Source organism: Mycobacterium sp. 050272, assembly GCF_039023525.1.
Classification (GTDB): domain Bacteria; phylum Actinomycetota; class Actinomycetes; order Mycobacteriales; family Mycobacteriaceae; genus Mycobacterium.
Genome location: NZ_JBCHKV010000014.1, coordinates 103,721 through 122,798, shown reverse-complemented (window position 1 = coordinate 122,798; position 19,078 = coordinate 103,721). Strand labels below are relative to the sequence as shown.

At 67.0% G+C, this 19,078-nt stretch carries 10 protein-coding genes; 2 read left to right on the top strand and 8 right to left on the bottom strand.

The genetic code is table 11. The annotated features are described in order from the left end of the window. Positions 1 to 20: 20 nt before the first annotated feature. The gene (locus AAHS21_RS23210) at positions 21 to 9,239 is read right to left on the bottom strand and encodes a fatty acid synthase subunit beta domain-containing protein (protein ID WP_342929899.1); all 9,219 of its coding nucleotides are present in this window, start codon (positions 9,237 to 9,239) and stop codon (positions 21 to 23) included. Positions 9,240 to 9,802: 563 nt separating this feature from the next. Beyond that, on the bottom strand, positions 9,803 to 10,522 hold the full coding sequence (locus tag AAHS21_RS23205) for a DUF1906 domain-containing protein (protein ID WP_342929898.1): 720 nt from the start codon (positions 10,520 to 10,522) through the stop codon (positions 9,803 to 9,805). Between the two features lie 295 nt (positions 10,523 to 10,817). Between AAHS21_RS23205 and AAHS21_RS23200 the strand changes: the two genes are divergently transcribed. Then, positions 10,818 to 11,969, top strand: a complete 1,152-nt coding sequence (locus AAHS21_RS23200) for an SRPBCC family protein (protein ID WP_342929897.1) — start codon at positions 10,818 to 10,820, stop codon at positions 11,967 to 11,969. Here AAHS21_RS23200 and AAHS21_RS23195 read toward each other — a convergent pair. Next, positions 11,952 to 13,304 (bottom strand): secreted hydrolase, encoded by a 1,353-nt coding sequence (locus AAHS21_RS23195; RefSeq protein ID WP_342929896.1) that lies wholly within the window; start codon positions 13,302 to 13,304, stop codon positions 11,952 to 11,954. The genes AAHS21_RS23200 and AAHS21_RS23195 overlap by 18 nt on opposite strands. 101 nt (positions 13,305 to 13,405) lie before the next feature. Here AAHS21_RS23195 and AAHS21_RS23190 point away from each other — a divergent pair, with 101 nt between their 5' ends. After that, positions 13,406 to 14,878 carry an aldehyde dehydrogenase gene (locus AAHS21_RS23190; RefSeq protein ID WP_342929895.1) on the top strand — a complete coding sequence of 491 codons (1,473 nt, stop codon included), beginning with the start codon at positions 13,406 to 13,408 and terminating at the stop codon, positions 14,876 to 14,878. Between the two features lie 3 nt (positions 14,879 to 14,881). Here the strand turns inward: AAHS21_RS23190 and AAHS21_RS23185 are convergent, their stop codons facing one another. The 5 genes from AAHS21_RS23185 to AAHS21_RS23165 all read right to left on the bottom strand — a co-directional run bounded on the left by AAHS21_RS23185 (position 14,882) and on the right by AAHS21_RS23165 (position 19,052). Continuing rightward, positions 14,882 to 15,328, bottom strand: coding sequence for a MaoC family dehydratase (locus AAHS21_RS23185; RefSeq protein ID WP_342929894.1), 447 nt, complete (start codon positions 15,326 to 15,328; stop codon positions 14,882 to 14,884). After that, positions 15,325 to 15,798: a MaoC family dehydratase N-terminal domain-containing protein gene (locus AAHS21_RS23180; RefSeq protein WP_342929948.1), complete on the bottom strand. Its 474-nt coding sequence runs from the start codon at positions 15,796 to 15,798 to the stop codon at positions 15,325 to 15,327. The genes AAHS21_RS23185 and AAHS21_RS23180 overlap by 4 nt, the downstream gene beginning before the upstream one ends. Before the next feature lie 70 nt (positions 15,799 to 15,868). Next, positions 15,869 to 16,294, bottom strand: coding sequence for a nuclear transport factor 2 family protein (locus AAHS21_RS23175; RefSeq protein ID WP_342929893.1), 426 nt, complete (start codon positions 16,292 to 16,294; stop codon positions 15,869 to 15,871). A 61-nt stretch (positions 16,295 to 16,355) separates the two neighbouring features. Continuing rightward, on the bottom strand, positions 16,356 to 17,939 hold the full coding sequence (locus AAHS21_RS23170; protein WP_342929892.1) for an AMP-binding protein: 1,584 nt from the start codon (positions 17,937 to 17,939) through the stop codon (positions 16,356 to 16,358). Between the two features lie 3 nt (positions 17,940 to 17,942). After that, complete coding sequence (locus tag AAHS21_RS23165; protein ID WP_342929891.1) at positions 17,943 to 19,052, bottom strand: Rieske 2Fe-2S domain-containing protein; 1,110 nt, start codon at positions 19,050 to 19,052, stop codon at positions 17,943 to 17,945. Between the last annotated feature and the right edge of the window lie 26 nt (positions 19,053 to 19,078).

The following is a 19,078-nucleotide window of genomic DNA, read 5'->3' as shown; positions in this document are numbered from 1 at the left end:
AGGTTAACCGATCGCCAAAGTCATCCGGCAGGCACCTCATAGGCCTCGTCATCGCCCAGTCGCGCGACCGGGTTCAGCAGCATCGAAGCCTCCTGGCGCTTCTCCGGCGAGCTGTGGTCGAAACGACGGTCCGGCGGCCGCTGATACATCGGCTCGCCGCCGGCGATGGCCGACACCAACCGGCGCTGACCGGCCAGCAGGCGTGCATCCGCGCGCCGCTGGTAGTCCTCGCGCTCGCTGGGGTCCAGCGTGGCGATGAACGCCTGTGGGTGCACCAGCGCGACCAGCCCGGACACGTGACCGAACCCGAGGCTGGTCAGCATGCCGGCCTTGAGCGGGAACTTCCCGCCGAGGCGCAAGGTGTCGCGCACCCAGACGAAGTGCGCCGACCCGGACAACTCGTCGTCGACGCAGTCCAGGCTGCGGTTGGGCGGGATCACGCCGTCGCGCAGCATCTGGCACAGCCCCATCATCTGGAAGACGGCGGCGCCACCCTTGGCGTGCCCGGTGAGGCTCTTCTGCGACACGACGAACAGCGGAGCACCCTGCGAGCGTCCCAGCGAGTCGGCCAGCCGCTCGTGCAGCTCGGTCTCGTTGGGATCGTTGGCCAGCGTCGACGTGTCGTGTTTGGAGATCACCGCGATGTCGTCGGCGCCGACACCCAACTTGGCCAGTTCTCGTGCCAGCGGCGACTCCTTGCCGCCGCGGCCCGCACCCAGCGCACCCAGGCCGGGGGCCGGGATGGAGGTGTGCACGCCGTCGCCGAAGGACTGCGCGAAGCCCACCACCGCGAGCACTGGCAGACCCATCTTCAGCGCTAGGTCACCGCGCGCCAGCAGGATGGTGCCGCCACCCTGAGCCTCGACGAAGCCGAGCCGCCGACGGTCGTTGGGCCGCGAGAACTTCGAGTCCGTGATGCCGCGGTCGCGCATCATCTCGGTGCTGGCGGTGGCCGCCATGTCTCCGAAGCCGATGATGCCTTCCAGCGTCAGGTCGTCGATACCGCCGGCCACGACCATCTCGGCCTTGCCCAGCTTGATCTTGTCGACGCCCTCCTCGACCGACACCGCGGCCGTCGCGCACGCGGCGACCGGGTGAATCATCGAGCCGTAGCTGCCGATGTAGGACTGAACCACGTGGGCGGCAACGATGTTCGGCAGCACTTCCTGGAAGATGTCGTTCGGCTTGTTACGGCCCAACAGGTTTCCGTGGTACATCGTCTGCATCGAGCTGCCGCCACCCATGCCGGTGCCCATGGTGTTGGCCACCAGGCTGGGGTGCACGTAGCGCATCACTTCGGCGGGACTGAACCCGGCGGACAGGAACGCGTCGACGGTCGCGACGATGTTCCACACCGCAAGGCGGTCAATGGAACTGGCCATGTCCGCGCTGATGCCCCACACGGTCGGGTCGAACCCGGTCGGGACCTGGCCGCCGACGACGCGCGACAGCTTGTTCTTGCGCGGTACCCGAATCTCGGTGCCCGCCTTGCGGATAACCTGCCAGTCGCTCGACTCGGGCACCGGCCGGATCACCGTGTGCTCGGGGTCGAATTCCGCGAACGCGCGGGCGTCGGCCTCCGACGAGACGACGAACGCGAAGTCCTTGTCCAGGAACACCGACACCAGCAGCGGCGACGCGTGGTCCGGGTCGATCGAGCCGTCGTCGACGAACTCCCGGATGCCGCAGCGCTCGACAACGATGTCGTGGTAGCGCTCGACCAGGTCGGCCTCGTCGATCAGGTCACCGGAAGCCGTGTCATACCAACCCGGTTGCGGGTCGTCCTCCCAGCGGATCAGCCCCGTGGTCCAGGCCAGCTCGAGGACACCCGCAGCCGACAGTTCGTTGTCGACCTCCATCTCGAAGCGGGTGCGCGACGATCCGTACGGGCCGAGTTCGGCGCCGCCGACGATCACCACGAGGTCGGCCGGGTCGAGATCGAGGTCGGCCCATTCCGGCGGCGGCGCCGGGGTGAACCCGCGCGGCGGGGACGGCAGCGCGGCGATGGTGCCCGCTGCCGGCTGGTCGTCTTCGACTGCCTCCGAGGACATCTCCTCGCGGGCCTTGGCGGCCAACTCCGCCATATCGATTTCGACGTCGCCGAGACCGCCGGTCAGATCCGCCTCGATCGGCTTGCCGGCCGCGGCCACCTTCGACTCCACATCGCACAGCGCCAGCAGCATCCGGGCCATCTCGTCGGTGGAGTAAGTGGTGACACCGGCCTCCTCGACTGCGGTGACGATGGCGTCGTTGTGACCCATCAGCCCGGTGCCGCGGGTCCAGCCAATCAGCGCGTGCGCCAAGCTGACTCGCGCGGCCCACGAGGATTCGGCGTGCCAGCGGCTCACCAGAGCGTCCAGCGCGGACTTGGCCTCGCCGTAAGCGCCGTCACCACCGAACATTCCGCGGTTGGGCGAGCCCGGCAGCACGACATGCAGGCGTGACGCGATGTCGCGCTCGGCGCCGATCTTGGACAGGCCGGCGATCAGCCGCTGTACGGCCCACAGCAGCACCTTCATCTCCATCTCGGAACGTGAGCCGGCCTCCGACAGGTCACCGGCCACCCGTGGAGCCGCGAACGGGAACAGCAGCGTCGGGGTCTGGGCGTCCTTGATGTGAATCGACTGCGGCCCAAGGCTTTCACTCTGCTCGGTTCCAACCCATTCGACCAGGGCGTCGATGTCGGAGTAGGAGGCCATGTTGGCCGCGACCACCCACAGCGTCGCTCCGAAGCGGGCGTTGTCGCGGTAGAGGTTGCGATAGAACGCCAGCCGGTCATCGTCCAGCTTCGACGTCGTCGCGATCACGGTGGCGCCGCCGTCAAGCAGACGCGCCACGACCGACGCGGCGATCGAACCCTTCGACGCACCGGTGACGACCGCGACCTCGCTGCTGTAGTGACCGGGGTCCGGGTTCTCGGCACCCGCGGCGATGCGGCCGAACAGTGAGGCGTGGATTCCACGGCCCGCCGCCAGGGCCTTGCCCTGCCACCACGTCGCCTGGGTGGCGACGACATGGCCGGCGCCCTCGAACCGCTCCGACAGGTTCACCCAATCGGCGTCGATGTCGCCCTCGTCGGTCAGCCACAGCTTGACCAGGTCCTCGCGGGCGCTGGCCCAGCGGTCGTCGAACACGACGGCCTTCTTGGCCTCGAACGCCGGCGCCACCAAACGTGGCCATTCCGAACCCAATTCGGCGGTGACCAGGTCGATCAGCTCGGCGTCGGTGGCCACCGGCGATACGCTGACGGTGTCGTCCAGACCCAGCTGGCCCAGCACCAGGCGGGCCGCCGAGGCGAGCACGCCGTCGCGACCGGTGATCTGGTCGGTGAACTCCGACAGTGCGGCGGCGTCGATCGTCGCTCCGCCGCCACCGCCCGCCGAGGGCAGCGACACCGAAACACCCTGGCGCGCGGCGACCGAAGCGACCGCGGCGTCGATGACCTTGTCGACAGCAGCAGCGTCGGCCAGCGCACCCTCGTGCAGGTGCCCCATGGCACCGCCGCGGACGCTGGTGCCCTCGCGGGTTCCCAGCGCGACCTCGACGACGACGTGCTTGGCCCAGCCTTCGCCGAGCTCCCAGGTCTTGGTGACCCGCTCGATGATCGCGGCCGGGCGCTTGCCGGACGGGCCGAGAACCGTGCGCAGCTGGTCGTTGATCGCGTCGGAAAGCACTGGGCCGTAAGGCTTGTAGGTACGCGCCAGCTTGGTGACCTGCGACCGCAGCCCGGCCAGGTCGGCCTCGGCGGCACCGTCGATGGCCCCGAGGTTCAACTCCGAACCGAGGTCGACCAGCAGCTGGTTGCGTCGCGATGACGCACCGTCGGTGATGGACTCGATGGAGTCCAGCTGCTCGATCTGGTCGATGCGCATCTTCGCCGACAGCGCGATCAGCGCCAAAGTAGCGTCGGCCGCGTCGAACGTGAGGTCGTCCGGTCGCGGAGCACCCGAGGGCGCGGTGGGCGCGGCTGCCGGTGCCGCCACCTGCGGCGCGCCGTCGGACGCGGCGGCGCCGGAATCAACGGCTTCTTCAACCTCGGCCTCCGGCTCGGGGTCGGTGTCGTTGGCGAACAGCACCGCGGCGTCACGCTCGGCGTTGAGCACTTCGACTGTGCTGTGCGCATATTCGGGCAACTTGAGGGTGTTGGTGGCCAGTCCGGCGACAGTCGGCGCGGACTTCACGCCGATCTCGACGAACCGCTCCACACCCAAGCCGCCGGCGGCCTCCTCGATGAAGAGCAGGTCCTGAGTTTCGATCCAGCGCACCGGGCTGGCGAACTGCCACGCCAACAGCTCGATGAACACCGTGCGGGCCATCTCACGCGGCCGCTCGGCCAGCCAGGTGTCGTAGTCGGCCAGGATCTCATCGAGCGGTTCGGCCGGCACCAGATCCCGGATCTCCTGGATGAAGTCGCGATCCAGCGTGAACGGCCGCGGCACCAGGTTCGGGATGTAGCGCCCGATGACCAGCTCGGGGTCCTGGTCGCGGGGCATGACCCGCTCCAGCGAGCGGCGGAAGTCGGCAACGCCTACCCGCAGCACCCGCGAGTGGAACGGCACGTCGATGCCCGGCACCAAGATGAATGACCGCTTGCCGCCGCTGATCTCGCGACGCTTCTCCACGGCTTCCTCGAGGGCCTCGAGACCGCGGACCGTGCCGGCGATCGCATACTGCGAGCCGCGCAGGTTGAAGTTCACGATCTCCAGGAATTCCCCGGTGCGCTCGGCGATTTCGGCGACGAAGTCGGTGACCTGGTCGTCGGGCAGGTCGATCTGCGAGGGACGGATCGCGGCCAACCGGTAGTTGGAGCGGCCCATTTCGTCGCGCGGCACGATGTCGTGCATGTTCGACCCGCGGTGGAACACGGTCTCCAGCAAGGCTTCTAGCTCGTAGACGCCCAGCACACAGGCCAGCGCGGTGTATTCGCCGACCGAGTGACCGCAGGCGATGGCGCCCTCGACGAATGCGCCCTGCTCGCGCATCTCCGCGACCTGGGCGGCCGCCACGGTCGCCATCGCGACCTGGGTGAACTGCGTCAGATACAGCACACCGTCGGGGTGGTGGTAGTGCACGCCGCTGGCGATCAGGCTGGTCGGGTTGTCGCGCACCACGTGCAGTACCGAGAAGCCGAGGGTGTCGCGGGTGAACTTGTCCGCGTCGTCCCAGACCTTGCGCGCGGCCTTGGACCGGGCGCGAACTTCCATACCCATGCCCTTGTGCTGGATGCCCTGGCCGGGGAAAGCGTAGACGGTCTTGGGTGCGGCCAGTCGCGCGGTCGCCGACATCACCAGGTCGGTTCCGACCTTGGCCGTGACCTCCAAAACCTCTGCGCCCTGGTCGATTCCGACGCGATCGACCCGGAAGTCGACTTCGTCGCCCGGACGCACCATGCCCAGGAAGCGCGCGGTCCAGCCGATCAGACGGGCCGGCGGGCGGGCCTGGCCGTCGGTGGCGGTCACCGTGTGTTGCGCGGCGGCCGACAGCCACATGCCGTGCACGATGGGCGATTCCAGGCCGGCCAGCAGTGCGGCCGCTCGATCGGTGTGGATCGGGTTGTGGTCACCGGACACCACCGCGAACGGACGCATGTCGACCGGCGCGGTCATGGTGACGTCGCGGCGGCGACGGCGCGGGGTATCGGTAGTGTTCTTCGACACCGCACCACCGGCCCGGGACGGATCGGTGAGTTCGGCCGGACCGGTGCGCCCGAGGATTGCGAATCGCTCCTCGAGGATCGCGATCGTCGTACCGTCGGGGGCGGCCACCGTCACCGAAACCGGGACAACTCGGCCCATGTCGGTGTCGATCGCCGCCGAAGCCGTTGCGGTAACGGTCAATTGGGCCGGCTGCGCGGGCAGCTTGCCGACCACATGAGCGGCGTGGTCGAGGTGGACCAGGCTCAGCAGGCCCTCGACGACCGGCACGCCGGCCTCGGTGACCGCGGAACCGATCGTGGCGAAGACCGCGGGCCAGCACAGGCCGACCAGCGCGTCGGGCACGGTGGTGAGGCTGGGTGCCAGGCGCTCGCCGAAGGTGGCCGTGACCCCGGTGTGGTCGGCGACGCGCTCGGGGTCCCAATCCACCGTTACGGTCGCGGTCCCGTCGGTGACCGTCGGGAGGAATTCCGGCCCGTCGACACCGGCGGCGATCGCCAGGACGGCACGCATCGCCGCGGTGGCGTCGTCGGTGGAGACCACCGGCGCACCCCCGTCGATGGTGTTGGCGTGCAACGTGAATGGGATGTCGATCCAGACACCGGACACCGGGACGCTCAGAACGACGCGCTCCTCGGACTGAACCTGCAGGCGAGCCCCGGTCGACGAGTGCGTGGCGCGCTGAGGTTCGTGGACCAGCCAGTCGGCCGGATCGGCGATGCGGTGAACCGGGTTGGTGGCGGTGCGCCCGGCCCACAGCACATCGGGAGCGTCGAGCACGACTGCCAGCGGCCCGGTCACATCCGGGCGACCCAGCCGGCGCGAGCGGACGGCTTTCGCCTCGCCGCCGGCGGCCAGCACGTCGTCGATGGCGGCCTGCTCGAAACGGTCGAGCAGTTCGCCGACGGGCTCGTCGACCCGGGTGATGCCGGCGACCGCGGCGGTGCCGGGGATGATGCACACCTGGTCGGCGTCGTAGCGGGCGTCGTGCGCCTGCCACAGCGAGTCGCTGCGCCACCAGCGCCGCACGTCCTTGTCGATGACTGGCACGAAGTTGACCGGCTTGCCCAGCGTCTTGCACAGCGTGACGAAGAACGGCACGTCGGCCGGGTGCAGCACCACGGTTTCGGCGTCGGGGTAGCTCGCGAGCAGCTGTTCGATCGCCGCCGGCGGGTTCTCCAGCAGTGCGTCGTCGTTGAACAGCGTTTCGATTGGGCCGTGGTCCTGGGAGTGCAACCGGGCCTCGGCGCGCTGCAGCATCTGCTGGAAACGGTCGCGCCAGGTGTCGGCCAGCCATGGGCTGCCGGGTGTGGCGGTGTCGGCGGTCGAGTTGCCCTCACCGATGGCGAGCTCGACATAGCGCTGCAGCCACTGCAGGTAGGTCATCTCCCGGACATCGCCGAAGTACGGCTTGGCGGTGCCGGCCATCGCGGCGATGATCTCGTCGCGGCGTTGCGCGACGGCGTCCGCGTCACCGGCGACCTCGTCGAGCAGCCGGCCGCACCGCGAGGCGGTGTTGTCGATCTCGTGGATGTCGGCGCCGAGCTGGCTACGGCTGGAAGCCATGCCGCCCTGGGCTTTTCCGGCTCCGATCCACTGGTCGGTGCCGGTCGTCTCGACCAGCAGCTGCTTGACCGACGGCGACGTGGTGGATTCCAGCGTGGCCATCGCCGCGGTGCCGACCAGGATCCCGTCGATCGGCATCGACGGGAAACCGTACGGCTGCGACCACCGACCGGACAGGTACTCGGCGGCCCGCTCGGGCGTGCCGATGCCGCCGCCGACGCACACGGTGATGTTGGAGCGCGAACGCAGCTCCGAGTAGGTCGCCAGCAGCAGGTCGTCGAGGTCTTCCCACGAGTGGTGGCCGCCGGCGCGCCCGCCCTCGATGTGCACGATCACCGATTTGGTGGGCGCCTCGGTCGCGATGCGGATGACCGAGCGAATCTGCTCGATGGTGCCGGGCTTGAACACGACGTGGCTGATGCCGACGTCGTTGAGCTCGTCGATCAGTGCGACGGCTTCCTCCAGGTCCGGGATGCCGGCGCTGATCACCAGGCCGTCGATCGCGGCGCCGGCCTGACGGGCCTTCTGCACCAAGCGCTTACCGCCGACCTGCAGCTTCCACAGGTACGGGTCGAGGAACAGGGTGTTGAACTGGTAGGTGCGGCCCGTGTCGAGCAACCCGGACAGCTCCTCGATGCGCGCGGCGAAGATTTCCTCGGTGACCTGCCCGCCACCGGCCAGCTCGGCCCAGTGTCCGGCGTTGGCCGCGGCGGCGACGATCTTGGCGTCGACCGTGGTCGGGGTCATGCCGGCCAGCAGGATCGGCGAGCGTCCGGTCAGCCGGGTGAACTTCGTCGAGAGCTTGACGCGGCCGTCGGGCAGCGTCACGACGGTCGGCGCGTAGCTCGACCAGGGCCGTGCCACCTCGGGGGTGGCACCGACGGTGAACAGGTTGCGCTGACCGCCGCGGGTGGCGGCGGGCACGATGCCGACGCCGAGGCCGCGGATCACCGGTGCGGTGAGTCGGGTCAGGATGTCGCCGGGACCCAGGTCGAGAATCCAGCGCGCGCCGGCGTTGTGCACCGCGGTGATCTCTTCCACCCAGTCGACGCCGCTGACCAGGATGGCGTCGGTCAGGCGCCGGGCCAGCTCGACGTCCAGGCCGACCTTCTCGGCCCAGCCGCCGACGATGTCGATGCCGTCGGCCAGCCGTGGGGTGTGGAAGCCCACCTCGACCTGAACCGGGTCGAACGTCGGCGCGAAGACGTCGCCGCCGCGCAGCTTGTTCTTGCGGTCGGCTTCTTCCTTCTCGGAGATCTGCTGGCAGTACAGCTCGAAGCGGGAGAGTTGCTCCGGCGTGCCGGTGATGACGACCGAGCGCCGGCCGTTGCGGATGGACAGCACCGGGGGCAGCACGGTGCGAACGTCCTGGGAGAACTCGTCGAGCAGCGCGACGATGCGTTCCGGGTCGGCGTTGGTGACCGACACCATCGGCGGGCGGTCGCCGAGCACGGAGATGCCGCGGCGACGGGCCACCAGCGTTCCGGCCGCGCCGATCAGCTGGGCCAGCGCCAGCAGCTCGACGTCGCGAGCCCCCTCGGCTTTGAACGCCTCGACGGCGAGTACGCCCTGCGAGTGCCCGGCTACGGCGACCGGCGGGGTCGCGGTCCAGTCCATGCCCTGTCGCGCCAGGGCACGCCCGGCCGCGATCTGGGTGAGCAGCACGCCGGGCATCGACACCGCGGCCGACGTCAGGTGCTTGTCCGCCGGCGTCGGGTCCTCGGCCGCCAGCGCGCGCACCCACTGCAGCGGCTCGAAGCCGATCGGACGCACCACGACCAGCTCCTTGGCCACCGGCTCGAGCAGCAGCTCCGCTTCGCCGACCAGCGTGGCGATATCGGTCTCGATGCCCGCCGACGACACCAGCTCTTCCAGAGTTTCGAGCCAGGCGCTGCCCTGCCCACCGAACGCGACAGCGTACGGCTCACCGGCCGCGAGACGGTCGACCAGAGCATGGGTGTTGTGCGGGCCATTCCCGTCGCGGTCAGCGGACACCCGGTCGTGCTCGTGGATCGTCACCTTGTATATCTCCCTGTATGCGTCTTCACGTATCGGTTCGTTCGGCCTGCTGACAGTCCCGGCGGGCCGGGCCCCAGCCGGCTCTGGGTCGATTCCGCTTTGAATCGCAGCCCGAATAGCGGCTGACCGGTGTGTTGTCGGCGGGCCACTCATGTCGACCAAGCGGCGCGGCGGACTGCATCGGCTGTACTAAGAGTGTCATAAGGATTCGGGTCATTTTTCTGCGCTGATCGGTTACTGATGAGTTCTACGCACGGGTAACCGTGTCGTGGGTAACACCCGGATTAACCGGCCTTCCGGGTATCCAGAACAAACGTCCTGCATGCAGGTGGTTACGGTCGAGTAGCTATAACTGCGCTGTTCAAGGCGTCATTGTTATCAAATCGTTATGTTAAGAATTCGTAGTGCGTGCCGCCCTTCGCGCCGCCATGGCCGCGGCGTCTCGCACTCGGAGGCGTCCGCGCGTCACGACGAACGGCGAACAAGTGTTTGCTGGAGTCGAGTTGCGAAAGCGCGGCCGGATGCGCTAGAGGGTCAGAGATGTTCGCGACGCCGCGCGATTGCTAGGCCCACTGCCCGAATTGCGGCTTGAGGATCTCGTTGACGTCCACCCCAACGCCGCCCACGCTGCGCTTATCGATCTCGACCTGGTGCAGATTGGCCGCCGGATGGGCATAGCCCTTGGGCGATCCCCAGTTGTGCTGCCAAAAGCAGCAGCCCAGGCCGTCGTGCAGCGCCCAGTCGATGGTTTTGGAGTTGGCGTAAACGCCCGTCCGCTGGTGCCCGATCACCGACTCCCAGGACCGCAGGTATGGAGCGATCTGGGTTTTGTACTGCTCATAGGACGGGTCGTCGTCGATCGATGCGTAAATCGGCGCGTCGGGGGGTCCGCCGGCCGCCTCGTGCAGCTCCATCCCCCGCTTGGCGTGCTGCAGCCCGGCATTGGCGCCGCCCAGCCAGTCGGCGGAGCTGGCCTTGCCGTACTGGTAGCAGGAGACAATCTTGAGCCCGCCGCTGTGCAGGTCACGCGCTTCGGAGAGCTGGATCGGCTTGCCCAGCATCCAGTTGCCCCCCGGCCGCCGGTCCGAGACATAACGGATCGAGCCCACCGCGCCCGCGGCGCGTATCTGGCTGGCCGGGATGACGCCCGCGGCGTAGTCCAGCAGAGTGCCCAGCGATGCCGAGGCCGTCGGCGCGCACATCGAAGACGCCGCAACGCCCAGGCCGACCAGAGCCGGGGTCGCGGCGGCGAATTTGAGCACGTCACGGCGCGAAAACGACACATCAGAAAGGGTACGGCACGAACCTCATCAGACACATCAGTCACACGGGTCACAGCTTTGTCACGTCTGGACATCTCGTGTTTAGTCCGCGGCGACTCCGCGGAGGATCGAGTGTGCGGTTACGCCAATGACTGTGCGCTCAGGGTGGCGACGCGCCGGGCCGGGCCGCCGTGCGCGCACGCCGAAAACCGTGAGCGCACCCCCAAACCAATCCAGGTCCCGGCCCAATTGTTGTTGTCACTACTAAGTTTATAAAGTTAACGTCGGAGAGTGCGGAAACCACAGGGGGCTTGCAATGGATCGTGACCAGCTCATCGACCTGACCCGGCGGGCTTTGAAGTTGGCCCGCGACAAGACCACCGACCTGGCCCCGCGGCCACACACCGTCGACGCCGGCGATTACACATCGCTTGATCGACACCTCAGTGAACGGGCGTTGCTGCTGGCCAGCCCGCAGCTGGTCGGCTACGTCAGCGAGCTGCCCGCGCCCGGCGCCTATTGCACCAAGACCGTGATGGGGCGATCGATCCTGGTGACGCGGACGTCCGAGGGGTCGGTGCGCGCCTTCGACAATGTCTGCCTGCACCGCCAATCGCCGGTCGTGACGGGGTGTGGCTCCGCGAAGCGGTTCAGCTGTCCCTACCACGCCTGGACTTACGACAACTCCGGCAAGCTGGTCGGCCTGCCGGGCCGCGGGGGCTTCCCGGACACGACGGTCAAGTCCGCTTCGCTGACCGAACTCCCTGCTGCCGAGTTCGCCGGGTTCCTCTGGGTGTCGCTGGACAAAGACGCCACCCTGGACGTCGCCGCGCACCTGGGACCGCTGGCCGACGAGCTCGACTCGTGGGGCATCGGCCGGTGGTCTCCGTTGGGCGAGAAGGTCCTCGACGCCCCGATCAACTGGAAGTTGGCCGTCGACACCTTCGCGGAGAACTACCACTTCGCCACCGTGCACCGGGACACCTTCGCCACGATCGCCCGCAGCAACTGCACGGTGTTCGATTCGTATGGGCCGCACCACCGGTTGATCTTCCCGCTCAACGCGATCCTGGAGCTGGAGAATGTTCCCGAGGAGCAATGGGACCCGTTCCACAACATGGTGGTGATCTATGCGTTGTTCCCCAACATCGTGATCTCGGTGACGATCGCCAACGGCGAGCTCTTCCGGATCTACCCCGGCGAGGAGCCCGGCAGGTCGATCACCGTGCACCAAAACTCGACGCCGCTGGATCTTTCCGAGGAATCCGTAGCGGCCGGCGCTCAAGCCGTGTTCGAGTACGCGCACGCGACGGTGCGCGACGAGGACTACAAGCTGGTTGAGGGGCTGCAGGCCAATCTCAACTCGGGCGCACGCGACCACCTGCTGTTCGGCCGCAACGAGCCGGGACTGCAACATCGCCACATCGCGTGGGCCGATGCGCTCGCCGCCTCAGCTGCCGTCGGCTGACTGGACCTCGGACAATACCGCGATCAGATCGTCGACAAGCGTTGCAAGAGCACTATTTTGGGCGGGACGAGCCCCGGCCAGCAGTTCGGCCGCCGCGCCGCGACGGCCTGCCGCAACCAACGGCACCAGCTCGTCGACCATCGACTGCAAGCCCGGATCGACGTCGGCGACGGTGGTGGCCAGCACCTCGACCAGCTCCCAGTCCCGATACAGCGCGAACGAGCGCTCGTTGAACGCGAAGCCGCTCACCGGCTTACCCCACAGCGTGCCCTGGTAGCGGTACGGGCCTTCCATGTATTCGATCGGCAAACCGTGCGCCGGGGCCGGCACCAGCGGTTCACCGATGAGATCGAGTTGTAGTGTGGCACAGGTAATTCGGTGCCGATCGGGCATGTACCGGGCCGGGGCCGGCGGACGCACCAACGGCCGCACGGTTTCCGGCCATCGCACGTAGCTGCTTACGGTGACCTCCACGTCCTCGGCGCACTCCGGCGCGATGGCAGGGTCGGGATGACTCGTCGTCACACCGGTAAATGGTTGCAGCGCATTGCCGTTCGTGCGGTCGAACTGCCGCCAAATACTCAGGTCGACACCGTTGTCGAAATTGATCGTGCGCCATTCGTGCGAGCGGGCCCGCGGGTCTCCTCCGGATCCGCCGCCGCCCGCGTACTTGGGGAACCACTGCCGGTCGACATGTCCGGCGCTACCGGAGACCTCCTCGATCGTCTCGCCCCAGCGCAACGTTCCGGTCATCGACATGCCGGTCTGGAAATACGAGTATGTGTCGTCCTGACCGAAGCAGACGATCTTGCCGTTGTAGGTCGACGCCCCGACCGGTGTCGGCGCGCGCGTCGGGGTAACGACCAAATCCAGCCGCATGGACCGGCCCTGGTGATCCTGGCCCACCAGGCTGACTCGATAGGTGTAGGGCAGCAATCCACCATCGCCGTCGCGGCACGTCGTCCACGACGCGGTACCGGCACTGCTCTGATAGCTGATGTCGAGATAGCCTGCGGCCATGGACAATTTGCGCTGCGCGCCGGGTTCCATGTTCTTCGGCGGCATGTCGTAATCGGTGTACGTGCCGTAGTCACCGGTATCCAGGTCGAACAGCGCCATCGTGTAGAAGTCGGCGATGACCGTTGCACCGGGTTGGTTCTTATTGAAGATGGTCAGGAACGCAAACGACCGGTCGCTCTCGACGGCCTGCAGTTGCCCGGCGATGAACCAGGTGTCGGACTCCTGGTCGGGATGTTCACCCTCGGCCTCGGGGAAATCCAGCTGGCTGTCACCGGGCACCAACTGATACGGGTAACGGCGCCAATCGGTGTTCATTTCGGCTTCCTTGCCACGGCGCTATCCTTATTCTTTGCTATGTTAGCGTCAATAGCGAAGTTACGGCCACGACCTCATCCCCGGCCCAAGGAAGTGTCCCGATGACAGAAAAATCCGACCATCGGACCTACGCCGAACTGTTCATCGGAGGGCAGTGGCGCAAGCCGGCCAATCCGCAACAGCTCGCCGTGATTTCGCCGCATACCGAGGAGCCGGTCGGGCACGTACAGGTGGCCGGACCCGAGGACCTCGATGCCGCAGTTGCCGCCGCGCGGCAGGCTTTCGATCACGGCCCGTGGCCACGCATGGCCCACGCCGAACGGATGGCCAAGGTCGAACAGCTGGCCGGGATCTACGGCGGCCACGTCGACGAGATGGCCGATCTGATCACCGACGAGATGGGGTCGCCGCGCACCTTCAGCCGGATGGGCCAGGGTGCGGCGGCGGCGGCGCTGATCCACCTCACGCTGGCCGCCGCCCGCGACTTCCCCTGGACGGAACGGCGCCAAGGCGTTCTCGGCGAGGTGCACCTGCGCAGGGCTCCGGTCGGGGTGGTCGGCGCGATCGTGCCGTGGAACGTGCCGCAATTTTTGATCATGCCCAAGTTGATCCCGGCGCTGATCGCGGGATGCCCGGTCATCATCAAGCCCGCGCCCGAGACACCTTTGGACGCTTTGTGGTTGGCCGAAATGATCGAGCAGCTGGACCTGCCCGAAGGCGTGGTCTCGGTGCTGCCCGGCGGACCCGACATCGGCGAGGCCCTGGTGCGCCACCCCGGCGTGGACAAGATCGCGTTCACCGGTTCCAGCGCGGTCGGGCGCCGCATCGCCACCTTGTGCGGCGAGCAGCTCAAGCGAGTGAGCCTGGAGCTGGGCGGTAAGTCCGCGGCCATCGTCCTGGACGATGCGGACATCGACAAGACCGTCGCCGGGCTGAAGTCGGCCGGCCTGATGAACAACGGGCAGGCCTGCGTCGCCCAGACCCGCATCCTGGTCAGCGACAAGCGTCACGACGACGTCGTCGACGCCCTGGCCGCCATGATGTCGTCGCTGACGGTCGGCGACCCGGCCGATGAGGCCACCGACATCGGCCCGCTGGTCGCCCAACGGCAACAACACCGGGTCCAGGACTACATCAAGTCCGGGCAAAGCGAGGGTGCGCGCGTCGTGCTCGGCGGCGAGGCCAGCCCGTCCGATCGCGGATGGTACGTGCAGCCAACGCTATTCGCCGACGCCACCAATGACATGCGCATCTCGCGGGAGGAGATCTTCGGCCCGGTCTTGACGGTGCTGCGCTACCGCGACGAGGCCGACGCGATCCGGATCGCCAACGAGACCGACTACGGATTGGCCGGTTCCGTGTGGACGTCCGACATCGCCCACGGCCTCGAGGTCGCCGCCGGTGTGCGCACCGGCACGTACGGCATCAACATGTACACACTCGATATCGGCGCCCCGTTCGGCGGCTTCAAGCAGTCGGGCATCGGACGCGAATTCGGCCCCGAGGGCCTGCACGAGTACGTCGAGCTTCAGACGTTGGTGTGCAAAGGGCAACTGCCGCCGTTAACCGATTGATAATCAGCCACTTTGGGGCATCTGCAAGGTGAGCTCGACCGGGCAGCACAGAACGCCATGTTGGTTGGTCACTTCGATCGTGATGTCGACCAGCCGGCGCGGTGGGTCCACCGAAGTGTCCAGCCGCTTGGCCACCGCCCGGCCCCGGCCGATCATCGTGTCACCCGCGTAGATCGAACCGACCAGCCGCAGCGAGCGGCGCACGACCCGGCTGCTCGGCCCGGCCCAATCGGTCGCGACGCGATCGGCGAACCCGGCGAGATGCATGGTGTTGAGGTAAATCGTTGGGCTGCCCTGACTTTGGGCGTATGCGGGATCAAAGTGGCCCGGGAAGTAGTCCCAGGTCGCGCCAGCGTTCTCGACCACCCGCTGGTAGCTGATTTCGTCGATCACCTCTGGCAGCTCGACGGGAACCGTGATCTCGTTCCACTCCAATTCGGCAAGGTTCATGCTGACGCCGCCGGGGTGAAGCGGAACAACGTATTTCGCGATCGGGCAACGACCGTTCCGTCCTGGCGGCGATAGGTCTCCAGCGTCTCGATGAAATGGCCGGTACCCAGCCGGGTCTGCTTCTCCGGTGATACCGAGACCAGTTCCTCGACACTGGTGAGCACGTCACCCTCGACGATGGGTTCGGTGAACTCGACGTCGTTGGCGGCATTGATGAATGTGTTGCCCGGCAACGGCACTCGCAAGATCAGCGACACCGCGGGCCGCCGGCCGCCGGGCTCCCACGGCGGGGGTATCAGCCATCCCATCAGCAGACCGGGCGGGGCCACCAGGGCACCCCACTGCCGGCGCGCGAATTCCGGGTCCCAGTAGGAACGATTGCCATCGTGAATCATCGAGGCATACAACTGAATACGCGCACCGCTGACCGGATTCACCGCGGTCCGCGGTTCGCTTGCCGCGCCAACCATCCGCAGCGCGTCTTCATAGGTGCCGAAGGCCAATTGGTAGCTGAGGTCCGAATCCACGTATCGGTGCCGCTTACATGACAAGCGGGTGCCGGCTCGGCACCAGATCCCAGGAGAGATTACGCGACGTGTAGTACCAGCCGCCGCGCTCGTAGATCAGCTCATCCCGGTATGTCCCGGTGGCGCGCAGCGTGGTGTCGCCGAAGGCGGCGGAGAACAGCACCGCGATACAACGCTGCATCGCGTGGACACCGTCGACCGCGATCTCGTGATCGACGGTCACCAACCGCTGTCCCTCGCCCCCGTCGAAGGCCAGACGCAAGTCGGCGAACAGTTCGCCGTCGCGGACGAAGCTGGCACCGGAATGACGAAACGTCGCGATCCAGCTATCGCGGTCACCGTCGGAGTATGCGCGATTGTGCCGGGCGTTCAAATTCAAGATCGCATCGCGGCCGGTAGCGGCCTGCAAGAACTGTTCCTGCTGGTAGGACAACGTCATCTCTACTCGCCAGCCTCTCCCCGAAGGAAAAAAGAAACGAACTACGTAACATGGACTTTACTTACCGCTTAACAATATATCCGTATTCTTCCCGATCCCAGACCCCCGAAGTCAAACCTTTGGCTCGCAATAAATCTTTACGTACCCGCCCGATAACGTTCTTCGGGAGTTCGTTGACCTCCTCGACGTAGCGAGGCACACAGAAGTAGGGCATCCGGTCGGCACAGAAGTCGAGCAACTCGGCGCAATCCAGCACCGCGTCCGGCCGCAGCGCGACCACGACCAGGATGTCGTCCTCGCCCAATTCGCTGGGCACCCCGATCGCTGCAGCCTCGGCGACCGCGGGGTGGCCCATCACGACGCGCTCCACTTCGACCGAGGAGATGTTCTCGCCGCGCCTGCGCAGCGAATCCTTGATCCGGTCCACATACGTCAGGTTCTGATCGGCGTCGAGCCGGCCGAGATCACCGGTGCGAAACCATTCCGGGTGCGGGTCCACCCGAGCATCCCGGCCCAGGTAGCCCTCGCTCATCACGTGCGGGTGCCGGGGCCGGCAGGCGATCTCGCCCACGGCCCCGGCGGGCAGCGGGTTCCCGTCGTCGTCGACAATGCGCACGTCGAAGTTTGGGTTGGGCCGCCCCGATGTCCCGGGCACCCCCTCGTCGGCCACGCCCTTGACCGCGATCGGGAAGGCCTCGGTCATCCCGTACATCGTGACAATGCGGCAGCCGTAACGCTTTTCGATGTCGTGATAGCAGCCGGCGTCGATCGGCGCGGCGGAGATGAACCGCAGCGGCAATGCCGCATCGCTCGGCTCGGCGGGCTGGTTGTACAGCATCGACACCATCGCGCCGGCTCCGGCAAAGCCGACCGCGTCGTGGGCGCGGATGTCATCCCACACCTGAGCAGGATGGAACGATTGCGCCAGCACAGTCGTCGCGCCCACCAGCATCGGCGCCAGCACGCTGGGCGCGGCGCTCAGGTGAAACAACGGCATCGCCGTCCACAACGCCTCCCCCGCTCGCAACTCCCAGGCCGCCGCAACGGTCGCTGCCACCGAAAACAGGTAATCCCAGCTCGTGGCAACGGCTTTCGACGGCCCGGTGGTGCCCGACGTGTAGAACAACGCCCCCACCTCCCCCTCCCGTGCCGGGTTGTCCGCGCAGCGGATAGCTCCGGCGTTCAAAGCCGCATGAAGCGAATCATCCTGCACCACAATGTCGGTCACCGTGTCCAGCCGGTCGGCAACCTCATCGACGCGGGCAAGCCGCTCGGCGTCGGTGAGAATCACCTTGGGCCGCGCCAACTGCAGGGTGTGCAGCAGAAAGTCTCCCTTGTTCGCGGCGTTGACCGCCGCACTCACCGCGCCGATGCGGGCCGCGCCCAACCAGAAGTACACCCATTCGGGGCAGGTTCCGGTGAACAACGCCACCCCGTCACCGCGGCCCACCCCCAATTCGGTGAGCATGTTCGCCGCCGCGCACGCGCGCTGCCGCATCTGCTCGAACGTCACATCGGTCCCGGCGATCGACATCATCACTCGATCCGGGTATTGCTCGGCCCGCCGGTCCAGCACGTCCGCAACGCTGAACCGCTCCACGCCGAAATCGGAGGGCCCCAGAGGCTTACTCCGAACCGAATGCATCACTTAGGCTTTCGCGGCCGCCGGGTCGGGCTCGCCACCGGCGGTGTACCCGAAGTCGTCTGGCGACGGCTCGGCGTCGGGGTAGAAGCGGTGTGCCCAGCGCCGCAGTGCCGCGTAGTCGCGCGCCTCCTCGGGAGCCAGGTTCGGCTTCTCCAGGTACTTCATGTTCTCCCAGGTGAAGAAGTCCTGTTTGATGACTTCTTGTTGCAGCGCCAGGAATTTCGCGGCCCGGCCAGTGGGCTTGTCGCCGGTGTCGCCGGGTTCGCGGACGGAAGCCTGCGTGTAGAAGTAGTCGGTGTAGTCCTCATCGACCGGCGTCTGCCCGGTGACCTCGATGGTGGCCACCAGGTCACTCGGGAAGCGGACGAGCCCCAGCCCCAACGAATAGTTGTCGTAGATGATCTTCGCGTCGACCGGCCCGTTAGGGGTCAGCCACGTCTTGGCCCGGCCCCCACCGAAGTGAGCGTTGACGGTGGCATGCAGGTGATAGCCCGCCACCTCGAACGAGGCGGTGTTGGCGGGGTTGGCGGCCTTGTGCACGTACTGCACGTGATACGGGTCGGCCGCGTTCTCGATGATCATCTGCGCGTGCACCTTGACCCGATTGAGCATCCGGCTGTGCGGGTGCAGCGGGTAGTACTCGCCGGTCTCCAATTCGGGCAGCGCCGGCGGCTGCCAGTAAGGCGCCCGGCCGTGTCGTTCGTGCCAGACCAGGATGAAGCCGTACCACTCCATGGTCGGATAGGTGCGGATGCGAACGTTGTTCTTGCAGCCGATCTTGCTGTAGGGGATCAGCGCGTTGCTGCCGTCGCCGCGCCATTGCCAGCCGTGCCAGGGGCAGACGATGTTCTCGTTGTCGACGGTGCCGCCGACGCCCATGTTTGCGCCGAGGTGCTGGCAGTAGGCGTCCAGCACATTGACGTTGCCGGACGCGGTGCGGAACAGCACCAACTCCTCACCGAAGTAGTGCAGGCGCTTGACGTCACCGGGCTTGACGTCGCTGGCGAAGGCGACGATGAACCACCCGGTCGGGAATCGATAGGTGGACAGCGCGATGCCGGACTGTCCGAACTCGCGTTCCGATGGATCTTGCTCTGAAATCGTATGCGTCACGAGAACTCCGTTTCCCACGCGGCCGA